The 1,220-nt window shown below is 27.0% G+C and carries 1 protein-coding gene and 1 pseudogene; both read left to right on the top strand.

The genetic code is table 4. From position 1 onward, the window contains the following. Positions 1–181 (top strand): annotated as a pseudogene (locus D9R21_RS07695) (IS3 family transposase); the annotation flags it as partial. An 85-nt stretch (positions 182–266) separates the two neighbouring features. Continuing rightward, complete coding sequence (locus D9R21_RS06625; RefSeq protein ID WP_241568816.1) at positions 267–1,052, top strand: hypothetical protein; 786 nt, start codon at positions 267–269, stop codon at positions 1,050–1,052. Positions 1,053–1,220: the final 168 nt, after the last annotated feature.

The raw sequence follows: 1,220 nt of genomic DNA on the forward strand, positions 1-1,220 counted from the left end.
GGGTAAAAATTATCATTGTGCTGATAATATTGTTATTGAAAGTTTTCATTCTTTATTAAAAAAAGCAACAATTCATAACAATATTTACTTATCGCATGATGAATATATTAATGATGTTAAAAAATGAAATAAATGATATTCAAGCCGCAAAGAAAAGGATATAATAAATAAAAGTTTATAAACCTTTTTTACTAATACTTACTTTTTGGGGTGCACTCTAAAATACTAACGATGAGGAAAGTGATCCCAATGTTAAATTAGCATTAATGATTTCACCAGAAGAAATTTATCAAGTTGAGCAAGTTATTGCAACAGCAGAACCAATAACAACGCTTGACTACCATGCAAACAGTAAGAAAACGATTAACAAAAACATTGTTGGTAAACCACGCGGAGAAAAAATGCGCCAGAAAAATAAAAATATAAAAGAGACAAAAAATAAAGTTCGAAAAGAACAACAAAGTAAACGACAATTAGAGCAAACCTCAACAAATGTGGAAACTAGTATAATCGTATCTGCACCCGAACAAGAACCATCGCCATTATTTGTTCGCAAAACTTTTGGAAAAGTGAAAACAACAGCAGATATGTTAATTGAAAAGAAACAACGTGAGCAAGCTAAAGTAGCTTTAGTAAAAGCACAGGCACAACAAAATAATCAACAAAAAAATATAAAACCGACAGTTCCGTCTTTTGACGAAGAAAAACCATCTTTTGAAAAAGTGGTCACAACAGTGGAAACTCTGCTTAAAAATAGACAACAACAAATTAATTTTGAGTTTAATAATAGCGAAAAAGATAAACCTATTATTAAAGCAAAATCACGAACAGAATGATTAAAAGCAATTGAACAAGCTCCAACTGGAACAATTAAGGTTGGCTTAAGAAATGTTTCTTCAAATAATCATGAGCAAACAATGCAAAAAGTTGATTTTAAACAAATTAAAAATAAAAGAATAACGAAAGCTAACTTTAAAAAAGATTTAGCAATTGATGAAACAAAAGAATTACAATTAACTATTCATGATATTTTAGATAAAAGTAAAAAATAAATTAAAAATCAGTCAAAATTGGCTGATTTTTAATATATAATTTTATAATGTAAAGTAAAGATGCAAGTAGGATTTTTAACCCTTATTAAGTCAATATTATATCTTTTATTAAAAATTGCAACTATTTTTTCAAAAAAAATATTTTTTTAAAATTATGTGGTTATTTCA

It is taken from the genome of Spiroplasma endosymbiont of Megaselia nigra, assembly GCF_003987485.1.
GTDB lineage: Bacteria > Bacillota_I > Bacilli_A > Mycoplasmatales > Mycoplasmataceae > Spiroplasma.